Source organism: Luteibacter sp. UNC138MFCol5.1 (genome assembly GCF_900110505.1).
GTDB lineage: Bacteria > Pseudomonadota > Gammaproteobacteria > Xanthomonadales > Rhodanobacteraceae > Luteibacter.
The window spans coordinates 561,792-585,692 of sequence record NZ_FODZ01000003.1 but is presented as its reverse complement, the minus strand read 5'-3'; the positions used below and the strand labels follow the sequence as shown (position 1 = coordinate 585,692).

18 protein-coding genes are annotated in these 23,901 nt (G+C 68.0%); 13 read left to right on the top strand and 5 right to left on the bottom strand.

The genetic code is table 11. The annotated features are described in order from the left end of the window. Positions 1-21 precede the first annotated feature (21 nt). The 9 genes from BMY69_RS11175 (at position 22) to BMY69_RS11135 (ending at position 10,778) form a co-directional block, all read left to right on the top strand. Entirely contained in the window at positions 22-1,737 is a 1,716-nt protein-coding gene (locus BMY69_RS11175) for a methyl-accepting chemotaxis protein (RefSeq protein ID WP_090178028.1), read from the top strand. Between the two features lie 3 nt (positions 1,738-1,740). Beyond that, positions 1,741-2,610 (top strand): CheR family methyltransferase, encoded by an 870-nt coding sequence (locus BMY69_RS11170; protein ID WP_090178027.1) that lies wholly within the window; start codon positions 1,741-1,743, stop codon positions 2,608-2,610. Then, on the top strand, positions 2,607-3,266 hold the full coding sequence (gene cheD / locus BMY69_RS11165) for a chemoreceptor glutamine deamidase CheD (protein ID WP_090054596.1): 660 nt from the start codon (positions 2,607-2,609) through the stop codon (positions 3,264-3,266). The genes BMY69_RS11170 and cheD overlap by 4 nt, the downstream gene beginning before the upstream one ends. A gap of 84 nt (positions 3,267-3,350) precedes the next feature. Then, positions 3,351-4,448, top strand: a complete 1,098-nt coding sequence (locus BMY69_RS11160; RefSeq protein ID WP_090178025.1) for a protein-glutamate methylesterase/protein-glutamine glutaminase — start codon at positions 3,351-3,353, stop codon at positions 4,446-4,448. A 17-nt stretch (positions 4,449-4,465) separates the two neighbouring features. Continuing rightward, a complete protein-coding gene (locus BMY69_RS11155; protein WP_090054593.1) occupies positions 4,466-5,644 on the top strand; it encodes a methyl-accepting chemotaxis protein in 1,179 nt (392 codons plus the stop codon). Between the two features lie 12 nt (positions 5,645-5,656). Then, positions 5,657-5,962: an STAS domain-containing protein gene (locus tag BMY69_RS11150; RefSeq protein WP_177191141.1), complete on the top strand. Its 306-nt coding sequence runs from the start codon at positions 5,657-5,659 to the stop codon at positions 5,960-5,962. Positions 5,963-6,274: 312 nt separating this feature from the next. Beyond that, positions 6,275-7,813, top strand: coding sequence for a collagen-like triple helix repeat-containing protein (locus tag BMY69_RS11145; RefSeq protein ID WP_090178020.1), 1,539 nt, complete (start codon positions 6,275-6,277; stop codon positions 7,811-7,813). A 111-nt stretch (positions 7,814-7,924) separates the two neighbouring features. Further along, on the top strand, positions 7,925-9,589 hold the full coding sequence (locus BMY69_RS11140; protein WP_090178018.1) for a ShlB/FhaC/HecB family hemolysin secretion/activation protein: 1,665 nt from the start codon (positions 7,925-7,927) through the stop codon (positions 9,587-9,589). An 82-nt stretch (positions 9,590-9,671) separates the two neighbouring features. Continuing rightward, positions 9,672-10,778 carry a catalase family protein gene (locus tag BMY69_RS11135; RefSeq protein ID WP_090178015.1) on the top strand — a complete coding sequence of 369 codons (1,107 nt, stop codon included), beginning with the start codon at positions 9,672-9,674 and terminating at the stop codon, positions 10,776-10,778. 223 nt (positions 10,779-11,001) lie between these two features. Here BMY69_RS11135 and phbB read toward each other — a convergent pair whose 3' ends face one another. Together phbB and gluQRS are read right to left on the bottom strand one after the other, a co-directional pair. Continuing rightward, the gene (phbB, locus tag BMY69_RS11130; RefSeq protein WP_090178459.1) at positions 11,002-11,742 is read right to left on the bottom strand and encodes an acetoacetyl-CoA reductase; all 741 of its coding nucleotides are present in this window, start codon (positions 11,740-11,742) and stop codon (positions 11,002-11,004) included. 56 nt (positions 11,743-11,798) lie between these two features. Then, positions 11,799-12,680, bottom strand: a complete 882-nt coding sequence (gene gluQRS / locus BMY69_RS11125; protein WP_090178013.1) for a tRNA glutamyl-Q(34) synthetase GluQRS — start codon at positions 12,678-12,680, stop codon at positions 11,799-11,801. Between the two features lie 197 nt (positions 12,681-12,877). Here gluQRS and htpX point away from each other — a divergent pair, with 197 nt between their 5' ends. The 4 genes from htpX to BMY69_RS11105 all read left to right on the top strand — a co-directional run bounded on the left by htpX (position 12,878) and on the right by BMY69_RS11105 (position 17,490). Further along, positions 12,878-13,768, top strand: a complete 891-nt coding sequence (gene htpX, locus BMY69_RS11120) for a protease HtpX (RefSeq protein WP_090054585.1) — start codon at positions 12,878-12,880, stop codon at positions 13,766-13,768. Between the two features lie 310 nt (positions 13,769-14,078). Beyond that, entirely contained in the window at positions 14,079-15,947 is a 1,869-nt protein-coding gene (htpG, locus tag BMY69_RS11115; protein ID WP_090178011.1) for a molecular chaperone HtpG, read from the top strand. Positions 15,948-16,144: 197 nt separating this feature from the next. Then, on the top strand, positions 16,145-17,050 hold the full coding sequence (locus tag BMY69_RS11110; RefSeq protein ID WP_090178009.1) for an AEC family transporter: 906 nt from the start codon (positions 16,145-16,147) through the stop codon (positions 17,048-17,050). A 41-nt stretch (positions 17,051-17,091) separates the two neighbouring features. Then, complete coding sequence (locus tag BMY69_RS11105; RefSeq protein WP_090178007.1) at positions 17,092-17,490, top strand: RNA-binding S4 domain-containing protein; 399 nt, start codon at positions 17,092-17,094, stop codon at positions 17,488-17,490. A 463-nt stretch (positions 17,491-17,953) separates the two neighbouring features. Here BMY69_RS11105 and mutS read toward each other — a convergent pair whose 3' ends face one another. The 3 genes from mutS to BMY69_RS11090 form a co-directional block, all read right to left on the bottom strand. Further along, on the bottom strand, positions 17,954-20,542 hold the full coding sequence (mutS, locus tag BMY69_RS11100) for a DNA mismatch repair protein MutS (RefSeq protein WP_255364528.1): 2,589 nt from the start codon (positions 20,540-20,542) through the stop codon (positions 17,954-17,956). Between the two features lie 357 nt (positions 20,543-20,899). Next, complete coding sequence (locus BMY69_RS11095) at positions 20,900-22,582, bottom strand: type IV secretory system conjugative DNA transfer family protein (RefSeq protein WP_090178004.1); 1,683 nt, start codon at positions 22,580-22,582, stop codon at positions 20,900-20,902. A gap of 34 nt (positions 22,583-22,616) precedes the next feature. Further along, on the bottom strand, positions 22,617-23,897 hold the full coding sequence (locus BMY69_RS11090) for an XVIPCD domain-containing protein (RefSeq protein WP_090178002.1): 1,281 nt from the start codon (positions 23,895-23,897) through the stop codon (positions 22,617-22,619). Between the last annotated feature and the right edge of the window lie 4 nt (positions 23,898-23,901).

Sequence of the window (23,901 nt, the reverse complement as noted above, 5' to 3'; positions counted from 1 at the left end):
CGCCTGTCGATTGGAATCGTGATGAAGAAGTTCAAGTTCAAGCTCCCCGCGATGACCGTACGTGGCCGCCTGTATGGCGTGCTCGGCCTGCTCACGCTCATGCTCCTGGGCGGCGCGGCCGTCGGTCTCGGCGCCATGCATTACCAGAACGAAGGCATGCGTCAGGTCTACGAAGAAGAACTCGTCCCGTCGGAAATGCTCGCCCGCATCAACACCAGCTCGCTGATGTCGTTCGTGGTGCTGGGCGAGGGCGCGGCCAAGGTCGGCAATGCCGATCAGGTGAAGCAGAAGGTCGCCGAATTCCAGAAGTTTCAGGCCGAGCTCGACGCCACGAAGGCCGAGTTCCTCAAGGTGCCGATGTCGGCCGACATCAAGAAGCTCTACGAGAAATGGCAGGCGACCAACGACGACTACGCCCAGGCCAAGGCCGACATGGTGGACGCCCTGAACCAGGGTGACCAGGGCGCGACCGACGTGCTCGAGCTGCAGGTGCGCCCGCTGCTCATGGATCGTCAGTCGCAGCTGAGCAAGCTCGTCGAGGCCAAGCGCGACGAAGCGGCCGCGATCTTCGCGAAGGAGACCGCGCAGTACAAGACGATCCGCGCCATCAGCATCGTCTCGCTCGGTGTGGGCCTCGTGGTCTGCCTGCTGATCGCCGCGCTCGTGGTCCGCTCGATCATCCGCACGCTTTCGCACGCCGTCTCCGTCGCGCACCTCATCGCCGAGGGCAAGCTGGGCCACGACGTGCAGGTCACGCGCAGCGACGAGCTCGGCCAGCTGCAGGGCGCGTTCCGCGCGATGGACGAGCGTCTCAGCGCCATCGTCTCGGAAGTGCGCCATGGCGCCGGCTCCGTCAGCACCGCAGCGCAGCAGATCTCGCGTGGCAACGACGACCTCTCGCAGCGCACGCAGGAGCAGGCCTCCAGTCTCGAGGAAACCGCGTCGTCGATGGAGGAAATGACCTCCACCGTGAAGCAGAACGCCGAGAACGCCAGCCACGCCAACCAGCTCGCCCGCGGTGCGCGTGAACAGGCCGAGCGCGGCGGCGAAGTCGTCGCGCAGACGGTCGTCGCCATGCGCGAGATCAACACCTCCAGCAAGAAGATTTCCGACATCGTCAGCCTCATCGACGAGATCGCCTTCCAGACGAACCTGCTGGCGCTCAACGCGGCCGTCGAAGCCGCCCGCGCCGGCGAGCAGGGCCGCGGCTTCGCGGTCGTCGCCACCGAGGTGCGCAATCTCGCGCAGCGTTCGGCGGGTGCCGCGAAGGAGATCAAGGGCCTCATCAACGACAGCGCCAGCAAGGTCGCCGCCGGTTCCGAGCTGGTCGACCAGTCGGGCAAGGCGCTCGCCGAGATCGTGGACAGCGTCAAGAAGGTGACCGACATCGTCGCCGAGATCGCCGCCGCCAGCTCCGAGCAGTCGGCCGGCATCGACCAGGTCAACCACGCCGTGCTGCAGATGGACGAGATGACCCAGCAGAACGCCGCGCTGGTGGAAGAATCGGCGGCCGCCGCCCGTGCCATGCACGAGCAGGCGACCGAACTCAGCCGCCAGGTCGCGTTCTTCCAGATCACCGGCCAGGCGGCGGGTGCGACGACGGCGCGCGCGCCGCGCAAGGACGCCGCGCAGGAAGAAATGGAAACCGTGTTCGCCGCCGTCCGCAGCGCACCGGCGCCGCGCGCTCCGCGTCCGGTCGCCGAGTCGGCCGACGCCGGGGTGTGGAAGGAGTTCTGATCGATGAACGCGCTCGTCGACAACGGCGATGCCGCCGGTCTGGCGGGCGCGGGACCGAGCCTGGGTGAAGCCGAGTTCGCGTTCCTGCGCGAATTCGTGCTCCAGCACTGCGGCATCTCGCTGGGCGACCACAAACGGCAGCTGGTCCAGGGTCGCCTGCTCCGTCGGCTGCGCGCGCTGGGGCTGGCCGGGTTCGCCGACTACTGCGACCTGTTGCGCCGCGATCCGGACGCGGAACTGGGCGAGCTGGCCAGCTGCATCAGCACGAACGTGACGTCGTTCTTCCGCGAGATGCACCATTACGACCTGCTGGTCGACGAACTCCTGCCGCGCTGGCTCGAAGAAAAACGCGGCGGTCGTCTGCGCATCTGGTCGGCGGGCTGCTCCACGGGCGAGGAACCCTACGCCATCGCGATGGTGCTCGCCGAGGCGCTGGAACGCAGCGGCGCGGGCATCGACGCGAAGATCCTCGCGACCGACCTCTCGCCGCAGGCGCTGGCGGCGGCGCGCAAGGGCGTCTATCCGATCGATCGGCTCGGCGGCGTGAGCGACGCGCGGCGCAAGCGCTGGTTCCTGCGCGGCGAAGGCTCGTTCGACGGCTTCGTGCAGGTGCACCCGCGCCTGCGCGAGCTGGTGACGATCCAGCCGCTCAACCTTCTCCACGACTGGCCCATGCAGGGCCGGTTCGACGCCATCTTCTGCCGTAACGTGGTCATCTACTTCGACAAACCGACCAAGCAGCGCCTGTTCGCCCGTTACGCGGGCAAGCTGGAAGATCGCGGCTACCTGTTCCTCGGCCACTCCGAATCGATGTACGGCCTGTCCGACGATTTCGACCTGATCGGCCGCACCGTCTACCGGAAGCGGCCATGAGCGACGCGTTCGCGGCACAGCCGCGCACTTTCGCGGGCTTCGATCCCAAGAGCGTGCTGCCCGGCTTCGAGCACGTCCGCCGTTTCTGGGATCCCGCCCAGGAAGTGGTCACGGTCAAGATCCTGCCGGGCGAGTACTACGTCAGCACGCAGGAGGAGATGATCTCCACGGTGCTCGGCTCGTGCGTGTCGGCCTGCGTCCGCGACGCGCGCCGGCGCATCGGCGGCATGAACCATTTCATGCTGCCGGAACCCGCCGGCGAGCGCGACAGCTGGAGCTCCACGATCGGTCGCGCGGCGCGCTATGGCAACGACGCCATGGAGCAGCTGATCAACGCGATCCTCAAGGCGGGCGGTCGTCGCGACGACCTGGAAGTGAAGATCTTCGGGGGAGGGCGCGTCCTCGCCACCATGACCGACATCGGCCAGCGCAACATCGCCTTCGTGCAGCGGTACATCGCCACGGAGAAGCTGAAGCTCTGCGCGGCGGACGTCGGCGACATCTACCCGCGCCAGGTCCAGTTCTTCCCGGTCAGCGGCAAGGTACGGGTGCGCCAGCTGCGGGCCATGCACGACCACAGCCTGGCCGATCGCGAGAAACGATACCTCAAGCGATTGGCCGACGATCCGATAAAGGGAGAGGTGGAACTTTTCTGACGCGTCCCGTCGGAAGTCCGCCCAGTGAAACCATCCGGTCGGTTCGCCGACAGGGACGTCCCGCCACCCGAGTTGCAAGAGCCCATGCAGAAAGTACGCGTTCTCATCGTCGACGACTCCGCGCTGGTGCGAAAGGTGCTGTCGACCATGCTCGGGTCCGATCCGGGCATCGAGGTCGTGGGCACCGCGGCCGATCCGCTGATCGCGCGCGACAAGATCAAGCAGCTCAACCCGGACGTCCTCACGCTGGACGTCGAAATGCCGCGCATGGACGGCCTGACGTTCCTCGAGAACCTCATGCGGCTGCGCCCGATGCCCGTGGTGATGGTGTCCACGCTGACCGAGCGCGGCGCCGACGTCACGCTCCGCGCCCTCGAACTGGGCGCGGTCGATTTCTTCACGAAGCCGGCGGCCGATCTGGCCAACACGTTCATGGAGCACGCGCCGGAGATCTGCGCCAAGGTGCGCCTCGCCGCCGGCGCGAAGCCGCGCGAGCGCAGCGCGGTGACAAAACTGGATGTCGCGCCACGCCTTTCCGCCGATGCCGTGCTTCCGCGCGCCCAGAGCGCGGGCACCCGCGGCGGCACGCGCATCATCGCCATCGGCGCCTCCACGGGCGGCACGGAGGCCATCCGCGTCGTCCTCGAGGCCATGCCGCCCACCGCGCCGCCGATCGTCATCACCCAGCACATCCCCGCCGCCTTCAGCGGTCCGTTCGCGGCGCGCATGGACGCCTGCTCCGCGATGCGCGTCTGCGAAGCGCGCGACGGCCAGCCGATCCAGGCGGGTCACGCCTATATCGCCCCCGGCAGCCAGCATCTGCTGGTGATGTGGGACGGCGCACGTCATGTCTGCCGCCTGCACGACGGCCCGCCGGTCAACCGGCACAAGCCCGCGGTCGACGTCCTCTTCCGCTCGATGGCCGCCAGTGTCGGCGCGGCGACCATCGGATGCCTGCTCACCGGCATGGGCGACGACGGTGCGCGCGGCCTCGGCGAACTGAAGGAAGTCGGCGCGCCCACGCTCGTGCAGGACGAAGCCAGCTCCGTCGTCTGGGGCATGCCGGGTGCCGCCTGGAAGGCCGGCGCCGCCGGCGAGATGTTGCCGCTCGACGCCATCGCCGCGCGCCTGCTCGCGCTTGCCCACACTCCCGTGTCCGTCGCCGCGCGCGTCGGTACCTGAACTCTCGAGACGTCATCATGTCGATTCCGAAAAACGAACGCATCGTGGGATTCGCCGCCAGCGCGGTCGCCCTCGTCGTTGTCCTCGTGTTCCACGCCGCCTGGGTCGCCCCCGTGGTCGTGGCCCTGCTGACGGCGACGTGGATCGCGATCGGGCTGCGCCCGGCACGCCTGCCCGACGTCGAAGTGGTGCTCAGCAGCGCCACCAGCGACGAGGCCTCGGTGCGCGAAGCCATGGAAGACGTGCGCAGCGCGATCGTCGACGAACTCGGTCATGCCAGCCGTGAACTTAACCAGGCGCTCGACCTGCTGCGCGACGCGGTCGCCGAACTGGGCGGCGGCTTCAATGGCCTGTCGCAGAAGACCGGCAAGCAGCAGAAGCTGCTCAGCGAGATCATCGAAGGCGGTGGCAAGGGCATCTCGGTGCAGGACTTCGCCGACCGCACCGCCGGCCTGCTCGAGCACTTCGTCGGCCTGATCGTGCAGCTCTCGCGCGAGAGCCTGCGCATCGTCTATCGCATCGACGGCATGGCGAAGGAAATGGACGCCGTGTTCGCCCTGCTGAAGAACGTGAACACCATCGCCGAGGAAACCAACCTGCTGGCGCTGAACGCGGCGATCGAAGCGGCGCGTGCCGGCGAGTCCGGTCGCGGTTTCGCGGTCGTCGCCGGCGAGATCCGCAACCTGGCGCAGCACAGCAACCAGTTCAACGAGAAGATCGGCACGCACGTGGAGCGCTCGCGCACCGCGATGGAGCAGCTGCGCGAGCTGGTCGGCCACATGGCCTCGCAGGACATGAACGTGGCGCTCTCCGCCAAGGGCGGCATCGACGCGATGATGTCGACGATCACCGAATCGAACGCGCGCACCAGCGCCGCCGCCGACGAAGCCGCCACGATCAACCGCGGCCTGGGCAACGACGTTTCCACGACGATCCGCTCGCTGCAGTTCGAGGACATCCTCAGCCAGCTGTTGCACCAGACGCGGTCGCGCCTGGTCGAGCTGCAGGAGATCACCGCGGACTGCACGCGCGACATCGAGGAACTGGCCTGCGCGCCGTCCGACGCGGCCGAGCTCGGTGCCCGCGCCCAGCGCGTCCGCTCCCGTCTCGCCGAGCAGCGCGAGCGCGCCCGTCTGCGCTCGCGTGGCCCGGCCCTCCAGCAGTCCATGGCTGCCGGCGACATCGACCTGTTCTGAGGAAGCCCACGCATGTCCATCAACGTCCACCACGACACCGAGCAGGGCTGCCTCACCCTTCACCTGGGCGAGCGCTTCGACTTCTCGATCCACCGCGCCTTCCACGACGCCTGCCTGGGCGACGTCGCGCCCGCGCGCAGCTACGTGCTCGACCTGGAGCAGGTCACCGGCATGGACAGCTCGGCGCTGGGCATGCTGATGCTCCTGCGCGAACATGCGGGCGGCGATCGCGCTGAAATCCGCATCGTCAACGCTGGCGCGGAACTGCGTAACACGCTGCGCATTGCCGGCTTCGACAAGCTGTTCACCGTGCACTGAGGTCCACACTGCGCACGACGACCCGCTGGCCCGGCCAGCGGGTTTTTTTTTGCCTGTCAGAACACTGACGGCGATACCGCCGTGATGCAATCTCGACGCGCCGTCGAGCCCCTCGCAATCACTATCGAAGAAATGTAAAGAACCGGCCGAAATTGCATGTCGGAAGCCGGCTGTCATGCCGCTTTTGCGCAGTTGCCCACTGGAGCTCAGCGTCTCATGAAAACGGCGGTGTGACGGGGGTCACACTCGACATTTCTGGCTCCCGAATGGCAGGGGGCACTACCCAAGGCGTGCGACGCCTGAGGAGTGATCATGAGCGAGCAGACGATCGGTAAGGTTTTGACGCGTACCCTCCTGGCGAGTTGCATCCTCGCCGCGTCGGTGTCCATTACGGCATGCAGCGGGCACGGGTCTACCCGCTCCGGCGGCGGCTCAGGCGGGACCGTTCAGCCCGGCGGCGCCGGTGATACCGGCGGTGGCGGTGCGGGCGGCGGCTCGGACGGTGGCGGATCCGGTGGTACGGGCGGCACCGGCGGGACAGGTGGCGCGGGTGGTGGTACAGGCGGCACCGGAGGTGGCACGGGAGGCGGTGGTACCGGCGGTGGCGGAACGGGCGGTGGCGACGGCGGTGGAACCGGTGGCGGCGACGGCGGCGGTGGTGGTGGCACGGGCGGCACGCCCGCACCGAGCAACGCGGTCGGGGCGGTCGCGACCGGCACCGGAAACATCATCACGGCACTGGGCAACACCGTCTCGGGCGTCGGGGCCCAGATTCCGGCAACGACGATTCTCGGCGGCACGTCGGGCCTCGGCACGGGTCTCGGCAATGCCGTCGACGGCATCGGCGGCGCCATCACGACGATCGGGAACGGCGTCGGCGACGGCCTCGGCCAGACCGGCAACACGACCAATCCGGTCGGCACGACGACGGATTCCCTCGGCAACGCGGTCGTCCAGATCGGCGACGGCGTGCAGGACCTCGGCGGCGCTCTGCCGACGGTGGGCCAAGGCACGCCGATCGCGCCGATCACCTCGCTCGTCGGCAACGTCGTCGACGGCACCGGCAATGTGGTGTCGCAGGTCGGGCAGGGGCTCGACGGCGTCCTGCAGTCCAACGGCACGAACGCGCTGACGCAGACGCTGAGCGACACGGTGACGCCGCTCGCCAGCGCGCTGGGCGACAGCAGTTCGCCGATTCAGTCGACGAACCTCATCGCCGCCACCGGGAATGCGAGCGGCGGTCTCGTCGGTGGCCTCAGCGGCGCCGTGGCTGGACTCGGCGCGAACATCGCCAGTGCGCAGGTGCCCGGAGCGGCGAACGGCCTGACGTCGCCCTTGGGCAATACGATCGAAGGCGCCGGCACGGCGCTCGCTTCGCTGAGCAGTGGTTTGCAGGGTGGCCTTGGCACGGCGGCGCCGGGCGCCGGCGATGTCGTGGGCACGACGCTCGGCGGCCTCACCGGCACCGTCTCGGGTCTTGGCGGCACGGTGAGCGGTGCCGGCACGGGTGCCCTCTCGCCCCTGGCTCCGCTGACGACGACCGCCGGCTCGGCCCTGGGCAGCATTGCCGACGGTGCGACGGCGGCCGTGAGTTCGGGCGGTGCGCTCTCGGGTGTGACGGGCGCGGTGAGTGGCGTGGTCAACGGCGTCGCCGGCGTCACGACGATCAATGGTGGGACGACCTCCGGCGGCACCGGAGCGACGGCGGGTCTCGCCAGCACGGTCTCCGGCGTCACCAATACGGTCGGCGGGGTGGTCGGTGGGCTGGTCGGTGGTCTGACGAGCGCCGAGGACGGCGGCGGTGCGGGCGACGCACCGCTGAAGGGCATCCTCGGCAAGCGCGGCCGCTGATCCCGATGCTCCCCGGGTGGACGGCGCCCCCCGCGCCGTCCACCCCGGCCTTCGGGCCCTTCGCGCGCGGAGGCACCCGCGCGTTTTTTTTGAAATGAAGAAGGAACGTCCATGTCCCGATGGTTCGGTTGCCTCCTTGGCATGACCGTCGTCTGCTCCGCCCACGCGCAGGTCCGCGCCCCCGCCAATCCGTTACAGACCCTTCCCCGAGCGGAAGCGCCGAAACAGGCGCCATCGGTGCAGGTGAACGTGCAGGCGCCGAACCCGGCGCTCGAAGCCCTGTTGTCGACCCATCTCACGCCGACGCGCTTCGACGTCACGGGCGTGCACTCGGTGCCTTTCGCCGAGGTGGCCGCCGTGTTCACGCCGCTCAAGGGCAAGGACGTGACCGTGCGCGACCTCGTCGCGGCCGCCGACAAGGTCACCGCGATGTACAAGGCGCGGGGCTATGCGCTTTCGTTCGCGTTCGTTCCGGCACAAAACCTCGCCGGTGGCGTCGTTCGCATCCAGGTGGTCGAGGGTTATGTGGCCTCGGTCGACGTGACGGGCGATCCCGGTAATCTCGAACCGCGCATCCGCGCGATGGCCGCGCATGTCGTCGGCGAGCGCCCGCTGCGCCAGGAGACGTTCGAGCGTTACACGCAACTCCTCGGCCAGCTTCCCGGTGTGAAGATCGCCGCGAACGTCCCGCCGCCGACGACCACTGACGGCGCGACGAAACTCGATCTGGCAGTGACGCGACAGCGCTATGACGTGAGCTACGGCCTCGACCTCAACCATCCCGGGGCGCAGGGCGTGTTCACGCTGCTGGAAAATGGCGCGACGCCGCTGGGCGAGCAGCTCAGCCTTTCGACGCTGTTTCCGAACGGAGGCGGCCAGCGCTTCTATTCGGCCGGCTACCTTCAGCCCATCGGTTCGCGCGGGTGGCAGGGCAAGGTGGATGCGAGTCGTTACTGGGGCCAGCCGGACACCGACGAGCAGCTTCCGTCGTACCTCGATCACCGCCTCACGCAGGAGCGTCTCGCCCTCTCGGCCATCTATCCGATCGTGCTGAACAACTCGGAACGCCTCGGGGTGACGACGGGCATCTACGCATCGCGCCAGGACGATCGCTACCGCAACGTCGACACCGGCGCGATGGTCGCGCTGCAGTCGAGCGTGCGCGTGCTCAACGCGGAACTCTCGTGGCTGAAAGTGAGCACGACGCAGACGCGGCAGTTCTCGTTCGCCGTCGCGCACGGATTCGCGGGGCTGGGCGCGTATTCGCGCGCGGTCAGCAACGTGGGTGAGCTGGGCCTGGCGACGCCCGACGTCTCGTTCACCCGTTACACGGGCAACCTCGTCTGGTCGAACCAGTGGGCGCACCATCTCGGCACGGTGTTCCGCGCGACCGGACAGTACAGCGACTCCGCGTTGCCCTCGACGGAGCAGATCAACTTCGGCGGGCCGAGCTTCGCCTACGCGTACGATCCCGGCGACGCCGCGGGCGACAGTGGCTGGGCGGCGTCCGGTGAGGTGAATCGCAGCTTCGTCTCCGGTGCCCGGTGGATCAAGTCGATCGTGCCGTACGTGGCCTATCAGACCGCCCGCGTCTACCTCAACGGCGGCCGTCCCTTGATCGACCGGCTCGATTCCGCGGCGGTGGGCGTGCGGGCCTCCGACAACAAGCATTACTCGGTCGATTTCGCGCTCGCCTGGCCCACGGGTGACAAGCCGCCCGAAACCCGTGACCGCGACATGCGCTGGAACCTGACGTTCAGCTACAAGCTCATGTGACAGGGCAGGGGCGTCCGGCGCCGACCGGTCCTTCACGGCACCGGCGCCAAGATCCTGCGACACGCCAGCGCCGAGCCATGCCATGCCCCTCAACCTCAGCCCACCGCCGATCCTCTTCGACGAATCGCTGGAGCATGTCGAACCCGACGAGGCGGAGACTACCGAGCAGCTGATCGAGACGCTGACGAAGATCAACCAGACGACGCTGGAACACGAGAAGCACGCGCATCGTTCCGTGCATGCGAAGAGCCATGCGCTGCTGACGGGCGAACTGATCGTCCCGGACGACCTGCCGCGCGAGCTCGCGCAGGGCATCTTCGCGAAGCCGGGGCGCTATCCCCTGGTGATGCGCCTCTCGACGGTGCCGGGCGACATCCTCGACGACAGCGTTTCGACGCCGCGTGGCATGGCGGTGAAGATCGTCGGCGTGGAGGGTGAGCGTCTCCCCGGCAGCGACGGGGACGTCACTCAGGACTTCGTGCTGGTCAACGGCCCGGCCTTTTCGGCGCCCAACGCGAAGCGTTTCGCGGGCACGCTGAAGCTGATCGCCGCGACGACGGATCGCGCGGAAGGTGCGAAGAAGGCGCTTTCCGCGGTGCTCCGCGGCACCGAGCGCGTGATCGAGGCCTTCGGCGGCCGGAGCCCGACGCTGCTCGCGCTGGGCGGCCAGCCGGAGACGAATCCGCTCGGCGATACCTATTATTCGCAAGCGCCTCTGCGCTTCGGCGATTACGTGGTGAAGGTGTCGATCGCGCCGCACTCGCCGAACCTGACGGCGCTCACCGATGCCACGCTCAACGTCAACGGCAAGTCCAACGGCTTGCGCGAGGCGATGGTCAACCACTTCGCGGAAGAAGGCGGGGAATGGGACCTGCGGGTGCAGTTCTGCACGGACCCGGAGACCATGCCGGTCGAGGACGCTTCCGTGGTCTGGCCGGAGGAGAAAAGCCCTTACATCGACGTCGCGCGCATCGTCGTGCCGCCGCAGGCCGCGTGGAACGCCGCGCGTCGCGCCGCGATCGACGACGGCCTGGCCTTCAGCCCGTGGCATGGCATCGCCGCGCACCGGCCGCTCGGATCGGTCATGCGCGCCCGGAGGCTGGCGTACAAGGTCATGGCGAAGTTCCGCGCGCACCATAACAACGTGAGCGTCGTCGAGCCCCGTTCGATCGAAGAACTCGGCCTGTAGGAAAGGCCCGGGCGCGATTTCAGGGTTCGCGCGCCAGCGCGCAGGGCGGGGCGAGAAGCTGTCGCGGCCGGGTCCGCTCCCACAGATCGTCGCCGGAAATCGTGGGAGCGGCCCTGGCCGCGACAGCTCTTCGCCGCGGTCTCCAGGTTTGCGCGCCAGCGCGCAGGGTGGGGCGAGAAGCTGTCGCGGCCGGGTCCGCTCCCACACGGCCTCTTCGGTGCTCCTACCAGCCCATGTAATGGCCGCCATTGATGGCGAGGTTCGATCCGGTGATCCAGCTGGAATCCTCGGAGGTGAGGAACGCGACGGCGTGGGCGATTTCCTCGGGCCGGCCGAGGCGACCGACGGGGATCTGCGCGACGATCTTGGCGCGGATGTCCTCGGGCACGGCCATGACGAGGTCGGTGCCGACGTAGCCGGGCGAGACCGTGTTCACGGTGATGCCGAACTTCGCGTTCTCCTGCGCCAGCGAGATGGTGAAGCCGTGCACGCCGGCCTTCGCGGCAGCGTAGTTGGCCTGGCCGTACTGGCCCTTCTGACCGTTGATCGAGCTGATCTGGACGATGCGGCCCCACTGACGCGAGCGCATGCCCTCGATCACGGGGCGCGTCACGTTGAAACAGGCGTTGAGGTTGGTGTTCACCACCTCGGTCCACTGCTGGTAGTCCATCTTGTGGAACGTCGTGTCGCGGGTGATGCCGGCGTTGTTGATCAGGATCTCGACCGGGCCGGCCAGGTCCTCCACGCCGCGGATCATCGCCTCGGCCGAGGCGGGGTCCGACACGTCGCCCGGCACCATCACGACGTCGATGCCGTCGCGGATCATGTCCTCGCGCCAGGCGGCCGCGCGGGCGTCGTCGCGGTAGTTGGTGGCGACCCGGTGGCCCTGCCGGGCAAGGTAGCGCACGATCGCCGTACCGATGCCGCCCGTGCCGCCGGTCACCAGTGCCGTGCGCTGCGTCATACCCTGCTTCATCGTCCCGATCGTCCCGTCGTGGCCCGCGTGCGGGCAAACCTTCGTTATAACGTCGCGCCCCGGGTAAGACTACTGCGGCGGAGCGTCGCAGGCGCGAATTCGCGCAGGGCGTCGCGCAGCAGGTCGGCCGGGCTCGTGGCGGCGCTCGTCGTGGGCACGCCGAGCCGGTCCAGCGCCAGACGCAGGGCGGGCAGGGGATCGGTCGGATCCACCGGCACGGCCGCCGACGACTTCGACAGTTTCCGGCCTTCCGCGTCCACGACCAGCGGCAAATGGAGGTAACCCGGGCTGGGAAGACCCAGCAGGCCCTGCAGGTAGATCTGCCGGGCGGTGGAGTCGAGCAGGTCGGCGCCGCGGACGACGTGCGTGATGCCCTGTTCGCCGTCGTCGACCACGCAGGCGAGCTGGTACGACCACAACCCCTCGACCCGGCGGATGACGAAGTCGCCGGCGACCTCCCGGAGGTTTTCCGCCTGCGGACCCTGGAGGTCGTCCGTCCACGCGATCACCCGGTCGGGCGAGCGCAAGCGCCACGCCGGTGCGCGCGACGGATCGGGAGGCGCGATGCACCGGCCGTCGCGATGCAGGCCGCCGTGCGCGGCGAGCTCTGCGCGGCTGCACCAGCAGGGAAACAGATGGCCCTCGTCGCGCAGGCGTGCGAAGGCGGCCTCGTAGAGCGCATCGCGCCGCGACTGGAAGACGGGCGGCGCGTCGGGCGTCATGCCGAAGGCGTCGAGCGTCGAGAGGATGGCCGCGGCCGATCCGGGAACCTCGCGCGGAGGATCGATGTCTTCGATGCGTACCAGCCACTGCCCACCGGCGTGGCGGGCCACCAGCCAGCTGCCGACGGCCGCGACCAGCGAGCCGAAGTGCAGGGCGCCCGTGGGCGAGGGAGCGAAGCGTCCGCGATAGGCCGGCACTGTCATGGATCGGGAATTGAGAGGTTTCTCATGGTCGCGACGGGCAGACGTGTCAGTGTAGGCGATGCGCGTTCCGCTGCCAGCGGCCACGTGACGCCTTCGCGGCGGTGGATGCCGGTGCGGCCATTGAATCATTCAGTGTCCGCCCCGAAAAATTGCCTTGTGCGGCGCCACTTAGCCTGCCGCCATGAGAGAGACAAACCATGTTCAAACGCATCGCCTTGTTCGTCGCCACCAACCTCGCGGTCATCCTGCTGCTGACGATCGTCTGCCGGGTCCTCGGCATCGATCAGTGGGCCGCCCAGCGCGGCATGGGTATCGGTGGCCTGATCGTCTTCGCCTCCGTCTTCGGCATGGGCGGCGCATTCATTTCGCTGGCCATCTCGAAGTGGACCGCGAAGATGTCCACCGGGGCCCAGGTCATCAAGGAGCCGCGCAACGAAACGGAGCGCTGGCTGCTCGAGACCGTCCGCCGCCACGCCGAGAAGGCCGGCATCGGCATGCCCGAGGTGGCCGTCTACGACGCGCCGGAAATGAACGCCTTCGCCACCGGCATGTCGCGCAACAACGCGCTCGTGGCCGTGAGCACGGGTCTCCTGCAGCAGATGGACCGCGAGCAGGTCTCGGCCGTGCTCGGCCACGAGATCGGTCACGTCGCCAACGGCGACATGGTCACCCTGACCCTGATCCAGGGCGTGCTCAACACGCTGGTGATCGTGCTCGCCCGCGTCGTGGGCCGCGTGGTCGACAGCTGGCTCAGCGGCGGCCGCGAGCGCGACGGCGAGGGCGGCATCGGCTACTTCGTGGTCGTGATGGTGCTGCAGATCGTGTTCGGCCTGTTCGCCTCGATGATCGTCATGTGGTTCTCGCGCTGGCGCGAGTTCCGGGCGGACGCCGCGGGCGCCAGCCTCGCCGGCCGCGCCTCGATGATCTCCGCGCTGCAGCGCCTCTCCGGCAACCACGGCGACACGTCGCTGCCGCAGACGATCCAGGCCTTCGGCATTTCCGGCCACCTGGCCTCGGGCTTCAAGCGGCTGTTCATGAGCCACCCGCCCATCGAGGAACGCATCGCGGCGCTGCAGGCCGCGAGGTGATCCGGACAGGAGGCCGCCGGAAGGCGGCCTCTTTTTTTCCGGGGACGGAGAGGGGCTACGTGGAGGTGGGAAATGGGAAGTGGGGGCGCGGTCCCGGCGCGCGGTCGAGGGGGCAGCAGCGCCTCGAGCGCCTCGACGCACCCGGTGGGCGACCGGTGCCCTCGGACGCACGATGTCGCGCCCCCATTTCCCATCTCCCATCCCCAACGATCCCCTCACGGTCTCAGGTCGCGGCACCACCCACCACCCCCTTTTCCCGCTCCCGTCCCATCCCCATACTCCCCTGCCTGTCCCACCCTGAAGGAACGGCATCGTGAGCCAGGAAACCCGTAAGTTCGAAGCCGAGGTCGCGCAGGTCCTGCACCTGGTGACCCACTCCCTCTACTCGCACAAGGAAATCTTCCTGCGCGAGCTCATCTCCAACGCCTCCGACGCGTGCGACAAGCTTCGCTTCGAGGCGATCGCGGACCCCTCCCTGACCGACGGCGATGCCGAACTGCGCATCCAGGTGACCTGGGACCCGGACGCCCGCACGATCAGCATCCGCGACAACGGCATCGGCATGAGCCGTGACGACGTCGTCACCAACATCGGCACGATCGCCAGCTCCGGCACCCGCCGCTACCTCGAAGCGCTTTCGGGCGAGCAGAAGGCGGACGCCCGCCTGATCGGTCAGTTCGGCGTCGGTTTCTATTCGGCGTTCGTCGTGGCCGACAAGGTCACCGTCATCACGCGCCGCGCGGGTCAGCCGACCGAGGCCGGCGTGCGCTGGGAAAGCGACGGCAAGGGCGAGTACTCGCTCGAGGACACGAACGTCACCGAGCGCGGCACCACGGTCGTGCTGCATCTGAAGGCCGACGAGGACGAGTTCCTCAACGCCTGGAAGCTCCGTTCGCTGGTGACCAAGTACTCGGACCACGTGGCATTCCCGATCCGCATGCCCGCCGAGAAGGACGGCAAGCCGGACCCGACCGACTGGTCGACCGTCAACTCGGCGTCCGCGCTGTGGTCGCGCCCGAAGACCGAGATCACCGACGAGGAATACAAGGAGTTCTACAAGTCGCTGGGGCACGACTTCAACGATCCGCTGGCCTGGAGCCACAACCGCGTCGAAGGCTCGCAGAGCTATACCACGCTGCTCTACGTGCCGGAGCAGCCGCCGTTCGACCTGATGATGGGCGGCCGCGAGGAGCGCAAGGGCCTCAAGCTGTACATCAAGCGCGTCTTCATCATGGACGCCGCGGAGGAACTGCTGCCGAACTACCTGCGCTTCGTGCGCGGCGTGGTGGACGCCGACGACCTGCCGCTGAATGTCAGCCGCGAGATCCTCCAGCAGAATCGCCAGCTCGAGCGCATCAAGAGCGCCTGCGTGAAGCGCGTGCTCGATGTGCTCGAGAAGATCGCCCGCGACGAGCCGGAAAAGTTCGCGACGTTCCTCGCCGGCTTCGGCAACACGCTGAAGGAAGGCATCGTCGAGGACACCGCCAACCGCGAGCGCATCGCGAAGCTGCTGCGCTTCGCCTCGACGAAGGGCGACGGCGCGGCGAAGACGGTTTCGTTCGACGACTACATCGGCCGCATGGCGGTGGGACAGGACGCCATCTGGTACGTCACCGCCGATAGCTACACCGCCGCCGCGGGCAACCCCGCGCTCGAAGCGCTGAAGGCGAAGGGCATCGAAGTGCTGCTGATGTCCGACCGCGTCGACGAGTGGATGCTCGGTTACCTCACCGAGTACGAAGGGAAGCGTCTGCGCAACGTGTCCAAGGGCGAGTTCCCGCTCGACGAGGCCGACAAGGCGAAGCAGGAAGCCGCCACGGCCGAGGCCGCGCCGCTGATCGAACGCGCGAAGTCGTTGCTCGGCGATCGCGTGAGCGACGTGCGCGTGTCCGCGCGCCTGACGGATTCGCCGTCGGTGCTCGCGCTGGCCGATTTCGACCTCGCCCCCCACCTGGCGCGCCTGCTGCGCGAAGCGGGCCAGGACGTGCCGGCGTCGAAGCCGGCGCTGGAACTCAACCCGTCGCATCCGCTGGTGCAGCGTCTTGCCGGCGAAGCCGACGACGCGAAGGCCGGCGACCTCGCCAGCCTGTTGCTCGAGCAGGCGGAGATCACCGCGGGTGCTCAGCTCGCGGATCCCGCGGGCTTCGTGCAGCGGATGAACCGGGTGCTGCTGGGGTAAGCGCGAGACCCTCCGCGCTCCGCGAAAAGCGGTCGCGGCCAGGTCCGCTCCCACAACGACAGTAGGGCTAGGTCCGCTCCCTCGCCGTTGTGGGAGCGGACCTGGCCGCGACGTCTTCTCGCGAGGCGCCACAGGCCCGCCGCTCTCACAGCCACGTCACCCCAGGGACGACCGCCTCCCTGCTATCGTCCCCGCCCATGTCCGCGCTCCTGATCCTCTTCCTCTGCCTCGCCCTCGGCATCCTTGCGCGCCGTTTCGCGACGCTGCCCGACGGCATCGTGCCGGGCATCAACTGGTGGGTGCTCAACGTCGCGCTGCCGGCGCTGGTGCTGGCGCTCGTTCCCCACGTCACGATCGACGTGAACCTCTGGTTCCCCGTCGTCGGCATGTACGTGACCTTCTTCGGCGCCTGGGCGCTGTTCGCCACGCTGGGCCGGCTCTTCGCGTGGAGTCCCCAGCGCATCGGCTGCCTCACGCTCGTCTGCGGCCTGGGCAACACCTCGTTCATCGGCTACCCGATGATGGAGGCCTTGCACGGCAAACCCGGCCTCTCCATCGCCGTCATCGCCGACCAGCTCGGATGTTTTCCGATGCTCGCCGCGGGCGGCATCGTCGTGGCGTCGATGTATTCCGGGCGCGGCGCGAGCGCCGCATCGATCGTCCGCCGGGTGCTGACGTTTCCGGCGTTCGTCTGCCTCGTGATCGGCGTGACCGTCGGCCTCCTCGGCGGGTGGCCCGCGATGGTCGAGAAGGTGTTGCTGCAGATCGGCCAGACGCTGACGCCGCTCGCGCTGTTCTCGGTCGGCCTGCAATTCCGCCTGCACCTGCGTCGCGGGCAGGTGGGAGCGCTGACCGCCGGCCTGGCGTGGAAGCTGCTGCTCGCACCGCTGCTGGTGCTAGGCATCGGCGTGGCCGCCGGCGTCGGCGGCCTGACCCTGACCGTCGGTGTGCTTCAGGCGGCGATGGCACCGATGATTTCCGCGGCCATCCTCGCCGACCGGTACGATCTCGAGCCGCAACTTGCCAACACCGTGCTCGGCGCCGGCATCCTGCTCTCACTGGCGACCATTCCGATCGGCAACCTCTTCCTCCCCGCGGCGTAAGCGGGGCTTGCGATCGCCCGGGCCGACCCTATCACTCGAAGATGACCGATACCTCGACGACCTCCGGCGTCCGCGCCGACGTGTGGCTCTGGGCCGCGCGCTTCTTCAAGACCCGCAGCCTCGCCAAGCAGGCGATCGACGGCGGCAAGGTCGAACTCAACGATGCCACCTGCAAGCCGGCCAAGCCGGTGCAGGTGGGTGACACGCTGCGCATCACTCGTGGGGAAGAGCGACTCGTCTGCACCGTGACGGGGCTGTCGCAGAAGCGCGGCCCGGCGCCGGAGGCGCGCAAGCTCTATGCGGAGACCGAGGCCAGCGTCGCCGAGCGCGAACGCCAGCGCGAAGACCGCCGCCTGACGGGCGGCGCGTTGCTCCGCCCGGACGCGCGTCCCGACAAGCGCGATCGCCGGCTGATCCAGGATCTGAAGAAGACGCTCTGAGGAAGGAGGTCGCGGCGGTCCCGTGCGCCCTATCGCCGATACGATCGGCTCCCACCCCCCGGTAGTCGCCCCACCGCAAGCCCGCTACCGGAGGGGTAGGAGCCGATCGCATCGGCGATCCCGCGTAGCGGGCCAAGGGCCGGTGTAGCCAAAAAAACAGCCCCCGCGAGTCCAACCCGGGCTGCTGACGCGGGGTGGGGCGGGGGCTGTCGCGGGCCGTTGGATGGAGAGTCGTCTTGCCCGCTTGAAGCCGGTGCGCGTTCGGCGCCGCACCGGTGATGACTATAGGAAACCGGACCGATCGATGGAATTCGTTTGTTCGAATGGCGTCGATAGACCATCCCAATCGCAAGCTATCCCCTGTAGGAGCGCGCCCTGCGCGCGACATCTTTTAGCGGTGAGCTTCAGGCCCTGAGCTCTTCGCGAAAACATGTCGCGCGCAGGGCGCGCTCCCACGGCTGCATCAGCGCAGCATCTTCTTCAGCTTGTAGAGCTGATCCAGCGCCTCGCGGGGCGCCAGATCGTCCGGATCGAGCGCACGCAGGGCCTCCTCCACCGGCGACGGCAGCGGCGGCGCGAACAGGCCCATCTGCGGCGCCGCGGGCACCGGCGCGGCGACCGCGGCGGTCACCTCGTGTCCCTGTTCCAGGGCGGCGAGGTAGCGCCGCGCATCCGCGATCACCGTCTTGGGCAAGCCGGCCAGCGCGGCCACCTGAAGGCCGAAGCTGCGGTTCGCCGGGCCGTCCTTGACCGTGTGCATGAAGACCAGTTGCTCGCCGTATTCCACGGCATCCAGATGCACGTTGGCGATGGTGCGGAACTCGCCCGCGAGCTCCGTGAGCTCGAAGTAATGCGTGGCGAACAGCGTGAACGCGCAGCTGGTCGCCGCGAGGTGCACGGCGGCGGCGCGCGCGAGCGACAGGCCGTCGTACGTGCTGGTGCCGCGGCCCACCTCGTCCATCAGCACGAGGCTGCACTCGGTGGCGTTGTGCAGGATGTTCGCCGTCTCGCTCATCTCCACCATGAAGGTGGACTGGCCGCGCGACAGGTCGTCGCCCGCACCGATGCGCGTGAAGATCCGATCGATCGGGCCGATCGTCGCGCCCGACGCCGGCACATAGCTGCCGACGTGCGCGAGCAGCACGATCAGCGCGTTCTGGCGCATGTAGGTGGACTTACCGCCCATGTTCGGGCCGGTGATCACCAGCATTCGGCGGCTCTTGTCGAGCGCGAGATCGTTCGGCTCGAACGGCTCGTCGCGCACCTTCTCCACCACGGGGTGGCGGCCGCGGTCGATGCGGATGCCGGGCACGTCGGTGAGCTCGGGCGCGGCCCAGTCGAGCGCCTCGGCGCGATCGGCGAGATCCGCCAGGACGTCCAGCTCCGCCATCGCGGCCGCGCCGATCTTGAGCGCCGGCAGGCGCTCGATGAGCCGGTCGAGCAGCAGCTCGTACAGCGCGCGCTCGCGCATCAGCGAGCGCTCCTTCGCGGAGAGCACCTTGTCCTCGAACTGCTTGAGTTCTTCGGTGATGTAGCGTTCGGCGTTCTTCGTCGTCTGTCGGCGCGTGTAGTGCTGCGGGGCCTTTTCCGCCTGCGCCTTGGTGATCTCGATGTAGTAGCCGTGCACGCGGTTGTAGCCGACCTTCAGCGTCGGGATGCCGCTGGCCGCCTTCTCGCGTTCTTCCATGTCGACCAGGAACTGGTCCGCGTTGGTCGAGAGGCGCCGCAGTTCGTCCAGTTCCTCGTCGTACCCTTCGGCCAGCACGCCGCCGTCGCGCAGCAGCACCGGCGGCTGCGCGATGATCGCGCGCGCCAGGAGATCGGCCGTCTCGGCGTGATCGCCGATGCGGTCGACGAGGCCGTGCAGCAGCGGGCTGTCGAGGCCCGCGATCTCCTCGCGCAACAAGGGCGCCGCGGCGAGGCCGTCGCGCAGCGTCGACAGGTCGCGCGGACGCGCCGAGCGCAACGCCACGCGCGCGAGGATGCGTTCGAGGTCGCCGACGCCGCGCAGCCGCTCGCGCAGCGACACGTGCCGGCGCGAGTCGATCAGGCTGCCGATCGCCTGATGCCGGGCGCGCAGCACGCCGCGGTCGCGCAACGGACGGTTCAGCCAGCGGCGCAGCAGGCGCGCGCCCATCGGCGTCACGGTCTCGTCGAGCACGCCGAGCAGCGTGTTGTCGACGTTGCCGCTCTGGTGCGTGTCGATTTCGAGGTTGCGCCGGGTGGCGGCGTCCATCGCGATCGTCTCGCCCGCGTTCTCGACCGCCATGCCGGTCAGGTGTGGCAGGGCGCTCTTCTGGGTTTCTTCCACGTAACCCAACAGGCAGCCCGCCGCGGCGATGGCGAGCGGCATGCCGTCCACGCCGAAGCCGAGCAGGTCGCGCGTGCGGAAGAAGCGGCAGAGTTCGCGCGTCGCCGCATCGCCGTCGAAATGCCAGGGCTGCCGCTTGCGCAGGCCCGGCAGCGACGAGACCAGCTTCGGCCATGCGACATCCTCGCTCACCAGCGTCTCCGCCGGCTGGAGGCGCGCGAGTTCGGCGGCGAGGCCCTCGGGGGAGGGCACCTCGGTCAGCAGGAACCGGCCGGTGGAAAGATCCACCCATGCGAGCCCGTAGCCCTTCGGGCCCGCGGAGATCGCCAGCAGGAGGTTGTCCCGGCGCTCTTCCATCAGAGCCGCGTCGGTCACGGTGCCCGGGGTGACGATGCGCACCACCTCGCGCTTCACCGGGCCCTTCGACGTCGCCGGGTCCCCGATCTGCTCGCACAGCGCGACGGATTCGCCGAGCTTCACCAGCCGGGCCAGGTAGTTCTCCACGGCGTGGTACGGGACGCCCGCCATGGGAATCGGCGCGCCGGCCGACTGCCCGCGCTGGGTCAGGGTGATGTCCAGCAGGCGCGCGGCCTTGCGCGCGTCGTCGTAGAACAACTCGTAGAAGTCGCCCATCCGGAAGAACAGCAGGATGTCGGGATGCTCCGCCTTCGCCGCCAGGTACTGGCGCATGAAGGGCGTATGCCCTGCGGTGGCGGAGCGGTCTTCTTCAGCGATGGCCATGCGTGTCTTCGGTCGATGCGTGACGGCGCGCCACCCATGGCACGCCAGCCACACATGATAAGCGACCGGGGAAGGGGGTGCCGCCTGGCGACCGGGCATGAAAAAGCCCACGGAGGGGAGGCCGTGGGCTTTTGGGGTATTCCATCTTCGCACCAGCAGCAGGGGAACCGCCTTATGTGCCTGGGACCGGCGCCATCTCGGCTGCCTTGGGAATAACTATACCGACCGGTTTATGAACTCAGGTTAAGCGAGCCGGGCATGCCCGTCGCCAGTGTCCCGGACTTCCCGCGAGCCCCCCGCCGAAGGGGTGGGAGCCGATCGCATCGGCGATCCGGCCGGCCCCTCCCAATAGGACCGTCAGACCGCCAGCGTCGGCACGCTCACCTTCGGCAGCAGCCGCTGGGTGAAGTACTTGTCCTGGTAGTAGCGGATCTTGGTGCACATCACCGGGTGCGGGATGCCCTCGTACAGGAAGACCTCCTTGTCCGGCCCCATGGCCTTCAGCTCCTGCGGCAGCATCAGGGCGCGCTTCTCCTCCGAGTGGCTCTTCGAAACGTCGCCCTTCTTGCTCTTCGTGATGTTCTCCCGCCGCACGGTGGTGTAGCCGAGCATGTCGGAGTAGTCGTTCGCATCCTGCTGCTCGCGCGGCGCATAGACGATCTGCAGCGCGTGGTTGGTGATGACGGTGCGCGAGACATCCTTGCCGTACACCGCGTCCAGCTGCGCCATGCTCTGGATGATCGGCAGCAGGCGGATGTTGTAGCCGGCCATGTACGCGACCGCGGACGCGATGATCTCGACCTTGCCGATCGACGTGAACTCGTCCATCAGGAGCAGGCACTGATGCTTGAGGGCCGGGTTGTTCTCCGGCCGCTCCTTCGTGTTGAGGTTGATCAGCTGACTGAAGAACAGGTTCACGATCAGCCGGCTCTCGGCCAGCTTGTTCGGCTGGATGCCGATGTAGATCGTCATCTTCTTCTTGCGCACATCCGTGAGCAGGAAGTCGTCCGCGCTGGTCGCGGCGTCCAGCACCGGGTTGATCCACGCGTTCAGCGGTTCCTTGAACGTGCCGAGGATCGACGCGAACGTCTCCGCCGCCTGCGACAACAGGTTGGCGAACGCCGACTGCGCGTTGGCGCTCAGGAAAGGCTCCTTCGACAGGCGCGTGTAGAGCTCGCGCAGGTCGGTGCCGTCGCCCGAGGACAGTCGGTAGATCATCCCGAGCGTCGGCTTGCTCCGCACGATTTCCGGGCGACCGTGCTTCTCGTCGTCGTCCCACTTCTCGCACAGGTACAGCGAGAACGCCATGAAGGCGTTGCGCGCCTGGCTGACCCAGAATTTCTGGTCGTCCGAGCCGTCGGGGTAGAGCATCGTGGCGATGCTCATGAGGTCCGATACGCGGAACGCCGGGTCTTTCGACACATAGGTGAGCGGGTTCCAGCGATGCGTGCGCCGGTCCTCCGCGAACGGATTGAACAGGTAGATTTCCTGTCCCTGCGACGCCCGCCAGCCGCTGGTGAGGTCGAAGTTCTCCTGCTTGATGTCCAGGACGACCGTCGATTCCTGGTAATCGAGCAGGTTCGGAATCACCACGCCCACGCCCTTGCCCGAACGGGTCGGCGCCGCGAGGATCACGAACTGCTGCCCGGGCAGGCGCACCAGCTGGCCGCCGAACTTGCCGACGAGGATGCCGTTTGGCGACGGCGAAAGCATCTTCTGCTTGCGCAGATCGGCCGCGGTCGCGAAACGCGCGTCGCCATGGATCGCCTTGGCCTTGCGCTTCATGAGCAGGTAGAGCGCGAACAGCCACGCCACCATCGGCAACAGGAAGCCGACGATACCGGCGGTCTCGATCCGCCACGCGTAGGGCTGCACCTGCGGATGGTTCAGCGCGCGAATGTAGCTGAGATAGGTACCCCATCCCGTCGGCACGTCCGAGAGGCGAAGAAACGCCAGCGTCAACCAGCCCGCGAAAAAGTTACCGACCACCAGGGCGACGACGCCGAGCACCGCCGCCCAAAATCCCTTGTTCTTCATCATGCTTCAATCTGCCTTCGTTCCCTGGAATGTCCGATCAAACGTGTCGGGCGCTCTGTTGCGTGGTATGTGCCTCTGCCTGCCGCTGGGAGTTCGCGTGTATCGCCGCGGTCCCGGCCTGCGTCTGGCTGCTGGCGTGCGCTTCCGCGCTGCTCTGTTCGAGCGGGGTCTGCACGGCCTGCATCACATCGACATCCGCCACCTTCCTGAACGGGGAATGCTCCTGCCCCTGAACCGCATAGACGCGCGTGGCATCGCGGTTCAGTCCGACCATGTCGATGCGGTCCATGCCGGCCGCAGTGGCCGATGCGGTGAGGGAGCCGGCGAGGCGCTCAGTGTGCTCGCCCGAGGGGCGACCATGAGCGACATCGAGCTTCTGCAATTCGCCAAGCGCCTGCCGGAACATGGCGTTAGCCGGGTGTGCGACATCGTCGAGCAGGGGCGGTGCCGCCGCGCGCGGCCCATCTTGTTTGGGCGTACGTCCGGCTTCGAGCGCCTTGAGCGTCGCTGGTCCGACAATGCCATCCGGTTTCAGCTGGTGATCCGTCTGGAATTTCTCGATCGCCGCCTTCGTTTCCTTACCCATCGCGCCGTCCGGATCGAGCGGCTTGCCCTTCGAATCGACATAGCCCTGATCGCGGAGCATTTCCTGAATGTGGATCACCTTGTCTTTCGACAGGTGTCGACGGCCCGCTTCCTGTGTCGGGAGGGACTCGGGGCCATTCGGCTTGTATCCATTCTCAAGCGCCTCCTCCCAGGCCTCGGCGGCCCGTTTCCGGGCAGACAGGCCATTGTGCCCGCCGTTGATGTCGAAGCAGGCCGCCTTTACGTCGCCCTGGTCGTGGTTCGCCACGACGCGGTCCTTCCAATAGTGAATGGCGATCTTCGCCGCGATCTCCTTGTCCTCCGCAAGCTCTGGATGCGTGACGAGGTCGAGACCGAGTTCCTTGCCGACGCGCTCGTAGTTGTCCCGCCCCGTCAGCTGAACGTACCCACGCCCGTGGAAGGTCCAGCCGTCGCCGGGTTCGGTGTTGCCCAGGTTCTTCTTGCCCCAGGAGCCACCGTACACGGCATTGGCGATGGCCTCGGGACCTCCGGCGGCAATGCGGCTGGCCTCGGCGGGTGTATCCATGCCGTTACGGCCCGGGAACACTTCGAGGAGACGCTCGCCCGAGTAGTTGAGGTTCTCGCTCATGCGGCCATAGCCACCGCATTCGACGTGCATCTGCCCCACGAAGTTACCGAGTTCCTTCGGGTCGGTGATGCCGGCTTTCATGGCTGCATCGAGAAGGTAGTCCGCGTTCTGCTTCGCTGTCATGTTC